This window comes from Streptomyces sp. NPDC001714 (genome assembly GCF_042892755.1).
Lineage (GTDB): Bacteria > Actinomycetota > Actinomycetes > Streptomycetales > Streptomycetaceae > Streptomyces.
The window spans coordinates 185,945-193,743 of sequence record NZ_JBIAUL010000021.1 but is presented as its reverse complement, the minus strand read 5'-3'; the positions used below and the strand labels follow the sequence as shown (position 1 = coordinate 193,743).

At 68.9% G+C, this 7,799-nt stretch carries 8 protein-coding genes; 1 reads left to right on the top strand and 7 read right to left on the bottom strand.

What is annotated here, in order from left to right; translation table 11 throughout:
* Positions 1-136: 136 nt before the first annotated feature.
* The 4 genes from ACFY0P_RS41515 to ACFY0P_RS41500 form a co-directional block, all read right to left on the bottom strand.
* Positions 137-508 (bottom strand): FKBP-type peptidyl-prolyl cis-trans isomerase, encoded by a 372-nt coding sequence (locus ACFY0P_RS41515; RefSeq protein WP_388925875.1) that lies wholly within the window; start codon positions 506-508, stop codon positions 137-139.
* Positions 509-582: 74 nt separating this feature from the next.
* The gene (locus tag ACFY0P_RS41510; RefSeq protein ID WP_388925871.1) at positions 583-1,581 is read right to left on the bottom strand and encodes an FKBP-type peptidyl-prolyl cis-trans isomerase; all 999 of its coding nucleotides are present in this window, start codon (positions 1,579-1,581) and stop codon (positions 583-585) included.
* A gap of 114 nt (positions 1,582-1,695) precedes the next feature.
* Positions 1,696-3,057: a Pup--protein ligase gene (gene pafA, locus ACFY0P_RS41505; RefSeq protein WP_028801611.1), complete on the bottom strand. Its 1,362-nt coding sequence runs from the start codon at positions 3,055-3,057 to the stop codon at positions 1,696-1,698.
* Positions 3,058-3,066: 9 nt separating this feature from the next.
* Positions 3,067-4,326, bottom strand: a complete 1,260-nt coding sequence (locus ACFY0P_RS41500; RefSeq protein WP_388925868.1) for an MFS transporter — start codon at positions 4,324-4,326, stop codon at positions 3,067-3,069.
* 46 nt (positions 4,327-4,372) lie between these two features.
* Between ACFY0P_RS41500 and ACFY0P_RS41495 the strand changes: the two genes are divergently transcribed.
* Positions 4,373-5,431 carry a LacI family DNA-binding transcriptional regulator gene (locus ACFY0P_RS41495; RefSeq protein ID WP_388925865.1) on the top strand — a complete coding sequence of 353 codons (1,059 nt, stop codon included), beginning with the start codon at positions 4,373-4,375 and terminating at the stop codon, positions 5,429-5,431.
* Between the two features lie 96 nt (positions 5,432-5,527).
* Here ACFY0P_RS41495 and prcA read toward each other — a convergent pair whose 3' ends face one another.
* The 3 genes from prcA to ACFY0P_RS41480 all read right to left on the bottom strand — a co-directional run bounded on the left by prcA (position 5,528) and on the right by ACFY0P_RS41480 (position 7,756).
* Positions 5,528-6,286 (bottom strand): proteasome subunit alpha, encoded by a 759-nt coding sequence (gene prcA / locus ACFY0P_RS41490; RefSeq protein WP_388925862.1) that lies wholly within the window; start codon positions 6,284-6,286, stop codon positions 5,528-5,530.
* Positions 6,287-6,353: 67 nt separating this feature from the next.
* Positions 6,354-7,199: a proteasome subunit beta gene (gene prcB / locus ACFY0P_RS41485; protein ID WP_388925859.1), complete on the bottom strand. Its 846-nt coding sequence runs from the start codon at positions 7,197-7,199 to the stop codon at positions 6,354-6,356.
* A complete protein-coding gene (locus ACFY0P_RS41480) occupies positions 7,151-7,756 on the bottom strand; it encodes an endonuclease VII domain-containing protein (RefSeq protein ID WP_388925856.1) in 606 nt (201 codons plus the stop codon). Before ACFY0P_RS41480 ends, prcB begins: the two co-directional genes overlap by 49 nt.
* Between the last annotated feature and the right edge of the window lie 43 nt (positions 7,757-7,799).

The following is a 7,799-nucleotide window of genomic DNA, read 5'->3' as shown; positions in this document are numbered from 1 at the left end:
CGACCAACACACCCCCCCCTACCCGGCCAGGTCCCCAAACCGGCGGTGGCCGGGCGCGACGGCCGGGGCCCCGGGGCGGGGGGGTGGCGCCCCGGGGGGGGGGGGCGCCGGGGGGCGCCCCCCGGACCCACGCGGTTCAGACCGCGATCAGGTCCACGATGAAGATCAGCGTCTCGCCGGGCTTGATCGCCGGCGTCGGGCTCTGGTCGCCGTAGGCGAGGTGGGCCGGGATGGTCAGCTGGCGCCGGCCGCCGACCTTCATGCCCTGCACGCCCCGGTCCCAGCCCTTGATGACCCGGCCACCGCCCAGCGGGAAGCGGAACGGCGCACCACGGTTCCAGCTGGCGTCGAACTCCTCGCCGGTGCTGAACGCGACACCCACGTAGTGCACGGTGACGGTCTGGCCCGCCTCGGCCACCTCGCCGTCGCCCTCCCAGATGTCCTTGATCTCCAGGTCGGCCGGGGGCTCGCCCTCGGGGAAGTCGATCTCGGGCTTGTCGATGCTCACGTCTCTGGCTCCTGCTTGTGTACGACACGGAACCCCGACAGTCTTTCATCCCCGCCCGGGTCGCGCCCGCGCGACTACATCGCCGCAAGAATGTCCACCGTGAACACCAGCGTCGAACCCTTCTTCACCACGCCACCGCTCGGCGGGTTGTTCCCGTAGGCCAGGTCCGGCGGCGTGACGACCATGACCCGGCTGCCCACCTTCTTGCCGGTGATCCCCTGCGCCAGCCCCTTGACGACCTCCTGCATCTGCGCGACCGAGAACTGGGCCAACCGACCGCTCTCATACGTCTGCTCGAAGACCTTGCCGCTGTCCCAGACCTCGCCCTTGAACTGGCACAGGACGGTCTGCGCCGACTGCACCTCCGCGCCGTCGCCCTCCAGCACGTAGTTCGACACCAGCTTCGTCGGCGGGGCCACCTTGGGAATCTCGATCGAGGGGGCCTTGCCGTCCGTGTTCGTGCCGACCTTGGGCAGCGCGGAGTCGCTCTGCGCGACCTCCTTGCCCGTGCTGGAACTCTTCGAGTTGAACGAGTTCAGCACGTCCACCACGAAGACCAGCGTGTCCGTGCCCTTGATCCCCGCCTGCGCGTTGCCCGAGCTGCCGTACCCCCAGGTCGGCGGCACCGCCATCAGCACCCGGCTGCCGACCTTCTTCCCGGCCAGCGCGTACCGCCAGCCGTCGATGATGCTGCCCGCGGCCAGCTGCATGAGCAGCGGCGTACGGTCGTACGACTGGTCGAAGACCTTCGCCGTGGACCAGATCTGCCCCAGGTAGTTGGCCTGGATGAAGTCGTTCTCCGCGACCGTCCTGCCACCGCCCGCGATCACCGTCTTGACCGCCAGGTTCTTCGACGGGTCACCGCTGCCCTTGGCGACCGTCGGCTTCTCGTCGAACTTCGTGCCCGCCGTGATCGCCGGCAACGGCCCGTCCACGATCTTCGGCGGCGGCACCGAAGCGGAGGCCGACGGCGAGGCGCTGGCCTTGCTGGAGGAGGACGAGTTGTCACCACACCCGGCGAGCGTGACCAGTCCCGCGGGAACAGCGGCAAGAAGAAGAGAGCGTCGGCGCACGGAAGAGCCTCGTAATCGGTCGATCTTGCGGATGGCGTGCGCGCAACTCTACGACGTGAGAAGGGCGCCGTACGGAAAACGTACGGCGCCCGTGTGGCGTTCTGTGCCGATCTCTCACATACCGGCGATGAGCTTCTCCACCCGGTCGTCGACCGAACGGAACGGGTCCTTGCACAACACCGTGCGCTGCGCCTGGTCGTTGAGCTTCAGATGCACCCAGTCGACCGTGAAGTCCCGGCGCTGCTCCTGGGCCCGCCGGATGAAGTCACCGCGCAACCGCGCCCGAGTCGTCTGCGGCGGTACCGACTTGCCCTCGAAGATCTTCAAGTCATTGCAGATCCGCGCTGCTTGACCCTTCTTCTCCAGCAGGTAATACAGACCCCGACGACGGTGAATGTCGTGATAAGCGAGGTCTATCTGCGCCACGCGCGGATGAGACATGGTCATGTTGTGCTTGGCCCGGTACCGCTCGATGAGCTTGTACTTCATCACCCAGTCGATCTCGGTGCCGATCCGGTCCAGGTCCTCGGCCTCGATGGCGTCCAGCGTCCGGCCCCACAGCTCCAGCACCTGCTCGACCGTGCCGGTGCGGATACCGCGGCGCTCGCAGAAGTCCACGGCCTTCTCGTAGTACTCCCGCTGCACCTCGAGGGCGGAGGCCTCCCGGCCGCTGGCCAGGCGCACCTTGCGCCGGCCCGTGATGTCGTGGCTGACCTCGCGGATCGCCCGGATCGGGTTCTCCAGGGTCAGGTCCCGCATCACCGTGCCGGCCTCGATCATGCGCAGCACCAGGTCGGTGGCGCCGACCTTCAGCAGCATCGTCGTCTCGGACATGTTCGAGTCGCCGACGATGACGTGCAGCCGGCGGTAGCGCTCGGCGTCCGCGTGCGGTTCGTCGCGCGTGTTGATGATCGGCCGGGAACGCGTCGTCGCCGAGGAGACGCCCTCCCAGATGTGCTCCGCCCGCTGGCTCACGCAGTACACCGCACCGCGCGGCGTCTGCAGCACCTTGCCGGCGCCGCACAGCAGCTGCCGGGTCACCAGGAACGGAATGAGGATGTCCGCGAGGCGGGAGAACTCCCCGTGCCGCGCCACCAGATAGTTCTCGTGGCAACCGTAGGAGTTGCCCGCCGAGTCCGTGTTGTTCTTGAAAAGGTAGACGTCGCCCGCGATTCCTTCCTCATGCAGGCGTCGTTCGGCGTCCACCAACAGCCCTTCGAGAATGCGCTCGCCGGCCTTGTCGTGGGTGACCAGTTCGGTCACATTGTCACACTCGGGTGTCGCGTATTCCGGATGTGAGCCCACGTCGAGATAGAGCCGGGCGCCGTTCCGCAGAAAGACATTGCTGCTACGGCCCCATGACACGACACGGCGGAAGAGGTACCGCGCCACCTCGTCAGGCGACAGGCGGCGCTGTCCCCTGAACGTGCACGTGACGCCGTACTCGTTCTCCAGCCCGAAAATGCGGCGGTCCATGACTGAACATTACGCCCGATCCCCTGAGCTGAAACGGGGTTCGGCAGCACGATTTGGATCATTTTCCGAACCGGACGCAACCACCGCACCCCCACCGGGAGCTGCGAGGACCCGCCCCGTGACCGCCAGGACCAGCAACGACACACCCCCCGCCGCACCCGGAACGGCGAACCCCCACAGGGCCCCGCCCGCCTCGACCACCGGCCCCGCCAGGCCCGTTCCCACCGACGCCCCCACTGTGAACGTCGTCACAAGCCAGGAGAACGCCTCGGTGACCGTACCGCTCGGCGCATGCCGGTCCACCAGCACGAACGCACACGCGATCGCCGGCGCCAGGAACACCCCGGCCAACACGGTGAGCAACACCATGACCCACGCGCCCGGCATCAGCATCAGCGGCAGATAACACACCGCCAGAAGGGCCACCAGCACCCGCAGTCGCCGCGCCGGCTCCCCCGCCCACCGCCGCGCCCCGTAGACGCTCCCCCCGACGAGCGCGCCGAGCCCGAGGGCGGCCATCATCCAGCCGTACACCGCGTCACCGCCGTGGTCGTCCGCGTACGGCACCGACGCCACCGTGATGGAACCCAGCGCGATCCCGACGAACAGGAACGCGGCCAGCAGCGCCAGCAGCCCCGGCGAGCGCAGCGCGCCCAGCCAGTGCGCCTCGCGCGGCGCCGAACGCCACGCGCGCGACGGCGGCGAGACCACGACCGAGAGCGCCCCGAGGACCCCCACCACGTTCACGACGAGCAGCGCCGCCTGCGCCGACCACAGCGACACGCACAACGTCACCAGCAACGGCCCCACGGTGAACATGACTTCCTGCGCCACCGCGTCCATCGCATACGCCGTGTGCACCTGCTCCTCCGCACCGAGCACACTCGGCCACAGAGCACGCAGACCGCCCTCCAGAGGCGGCGTGAACAGCCCTGCCGCCGCCACGGCCGCGTACGCGACCGGCAGCGACCCGGTACCGGCGAAGGCGAACACGGCCATCGCGACGGCCGACGCGAGCGCGGCGGGCAGCTGGACCCGCGGCTGCCCGCACAGGTCGACCAGCCGCCCCAGCACCGGCTGACCCACCGCGTTGGCCACCCCGTACACCGCCGCGAGCGCCCCCGCGAGGCTGTACGTACCGCCCTCCGCCCGCACGAACAGCACGATCGCGATCGCGGCCGTCGCGTTCGGCAGCCGGCCCACCAGCGTCCCCGTCAGCAGCCGGGCCGCGTGCCTCGCCCTGAGGATCTCCAGGTACCCCGCGGCCATGTCCCACCTCCACGTTTTACGTATAACCCCGTCTCCCATACGTACCATGTGCGCTGTTCACACGTCCAGACGAAGGAGCCCGCCCCCCGTGCCACGCAGCAGCACGCGCCCCACGAGCCGCGACGTCGCCCAGGCTGCCGGCGTCTCCCAGGCAGCCGTGTCGCTCGTGCTCGGCGACAAATGGCGCGGCCGCGTCTCCGAAGCCACCGCCGAACGCGTCCGGGAAGCCGCCCGCGACCTCGGCTACCGCCCCAACCTCGCCGCCCGCAACCTCCGCCTCGGCCGCACCCGCACCGTCCTCCTCGTCGTCCCCGCCCTCACCACCGAGTTCTTCGCAGGCGTCTACACCGGCGCCGCCCGCGTCGCCTCCGCACACGGCTTCGGCGTCGTCCTCTACCCCTCCCCCGAAGGCATCGGCCCCGCCCGCGACCCCTTCGCCTCCGCCCAGGCCGCCCTCGACGGCGTCATCGCCTCCTCCATGGCCGCCGACGCCCTCACCGCCATCCGCGGCGACCAGCTCCCCCTCGTCATGCTCGACAGCGACCCCGACGGCAGCCTCGGCGCCGCCACCGTCAACCTCGACATCGCCGACGGCGTACGCCAGGTCACCGACCACCTCCTGCACCTCGGCCACCGCCGCTTCCTCCACCTCGCAGCAGACGTCGCCTCCTGGACCTTCGAAGTACGCGCCCGCGAACTGGCGACCCGCACGGCAGGCGTCCCCGGCACCTCGGTACGCACCATCCACGCCCCGATCTCGATCGAAGGCGCCCAGGCCGCCACCGAGGCCGCCCTCACCACCCCCGGCCCCCGCCCCACCGCCCTCCTGTGCGACGACGACAAACTCGCCGCCGGCGCCTACAAGGCCATCCGCCGCCAAGGCCTGCGCATCCCCGACGACATCTCCGTCACCGGCCTCGACGACCTCGCCCTCGCCACCGCCATCGACCCCGAACTCACCACCGTCCGCCTCGACGCCGAACTCTTCGGCGAACGCGGCATGCAAGCCCTCCTCGCCGTCCTGGACGGCCGGGAACCCGAACACGGAGACATCCCGGTGGAACTGGTCGTACGGGGCTCCACGGCACCCCCACGGCCCTCATAGCCGCCCTGCCCGCCGTATCCGCCGCAGCGCACAAACGCCCGCGCCCCGTCCGGTGACCACCGGACGGGGCGCGCAGAGCGGGACCGACACGAACGACTACTCGACGTCCCCGCCGGACTCCTCGGCATCCTCGGACTCCGCGGCCGTGGCCGCACCGCCCGGCTCCAGCAGCCGCGACAACTGCGGGCCGACGATCCGCTTGAACTTCCGCTGCTGCGGACGCGTCCGGTCCAGCACCGCGACCTCAAGACGCTCCGCCGGAATCTCCCGCTGCGTACCGTTCGGCTCCCGCGACAACGCCGTCACAGCCAGCTTCAAAGCCTCCGCGAGGGGCATCCCCTCCCGGTGCTCACGGTCCAGATACGTACTGATCTGCTCCGCACTGCCACCGACCGCCACCGAACCGTGCTCATCCACGATCGAACCGTCGTGCGGCAACCGATAGATCTGGTCACCCTCCGGGGTCTCCCCCACCTCCGCGACGACCAGCTCCACCTCGTACGGCTTCTCCGCCGCCGACGAGAAGATCGTGCCCAGCGTCTGCGCGTACACGTTCGCAAGACCCCGCGCCGTCACATCGTCGCGGTCATAGGTGTAACCACGCAGATCGGCGTACCGCACCCCGCCGATCCGCAGATTCTCGTACTCGTTGTACTTACCGGCGGCCGCGAAACCGATCCGGTCATAGATCTCGCTGAACTTGTGCAGCGCACGGGACGGGTTCTCACCGACGAACACGATGCCGTCGGCGTACTGGAGCACAACCAGACTGCGGCCACGCGCGATGCCCTTGCGGGCGTACTCGGCACGGTCCGCCATCGCCTGCTGAGGTGAGACATAGAACGGCGTCGACACCGGTATCCGTCCCCTTCCTTAGGGTTCCGTCGAAGTCACTGGGATCACCTTGATAAGAACGCCGGCCCTACAGCAGCGCCGCGCGCGGACCGTCCGGCTCCTCCAGACGGCGCGCCAGCACCGCGCGGGCGAGCTCGGAGGACTCGTCGTCGGTGAGCCGACGGAAACCGTCGTCAGTGATCACGGTGATGATCGGGTAGATCCGGCGGGCGACATCGGGGCCACCCGTCGCCGAGTCGTCGTCAGCCGCGTCGTACAGCGCCTGCACCACCAGTGTGGTCGCCTGCTGCTCGGACAGGTCCTCACGGAACAGCTTCTTCATCGCCCCGCGCGCGAAGATCGAGCCGGACCCCGTGGCCGCGAAGTTGTGCTCCTCGGAACGGCCGCCCGTCACGTCGTACGAGAAGATCCGCCCCTTGGCCCGGTCCACGTCGAACCCGGCGAACAGCGGCACGACCGCCAGGCCCTGCATGGCCATGCCCAGGTTGGACCGGATCATCGTCGACAACCGGTTCGCCTTGCCCTCCAAGGACAGCTGGGCGCCCTCGACCTTCTCGAAGTGCTCCAGCTCCAGCTGGAACAGCTTCACCATCTCCACGGCGAGACCGGCGGTGCCGGCGATACCGACGGCCGAGTACTCGTCCGCCGGGAACACCTTCTCGATGTCCCGCTGCGCGATCACATTGCCCATCGTGGCCCGACGGTCACCGGCGAGCACCACGCCCCCGGGGAAGGTCACCGCCACGATCGTCGTCCCGTGCGGCGCCTCGATCACCCCTTGCGTGGGCGGCAACTGCCGCCTGCCGGGCAGCATCTCCGGCTGGTGATCGGCAAGAAAGTCCATGAACGAAGAGGAGCCTGGCGTCAGGAAGGCAGCTGGTAGACGCCCGGTGCTACGAGTGTTGGCTTCCACACGTTTCCTTCCACGTATGCTGCAGCCCGTCTTATGACGTCGGGCTGATCCTTGAACTGCCCCAGCGCGGCGTTGCAGCTGAAGCACAGTACGCCACGGACCCTACCCGTCTCATGGCAGTGATCCACATGCGCAGCGGGGGCGGATAGACAGATACAGCAGACGCCACGTTGCGAGGCGATCAGCGCGTCACGCTCGACTTCGGTGAGACCGTACTTGCGCTTGAAATAGCTGACCCGGTTTCGCTCCGCGCGGCATGCACGGCAGTAACTCGCCCAGCCGTCCGTCGAAGTCTTGTTGCGCTCCCACTCGGAGTGCGGCTTCACCACTTCGCACTGCGGGCACCGCTTGTGCCCGGCCGGGACGTCCACCTTCTCTCGGACGGTCTTCCCAACAGCCTCTCGGCGACGCCGGTAGTGCGCGGCACTGTACTCCGCCACGCACTCCCGGCAGTACACCTGGAGGCCATCGCACCGGTTCTTGTCTCGCGCGAACGCCGCAGGAGGCAGATCCCGCTCGCATCTCCTGCAGTGCTTCGCGTTCGGCTCCGCAGCCACCCGATCCCCCCGGCCTTTCTAATTCGAAGGCGAAGTGGCCAAT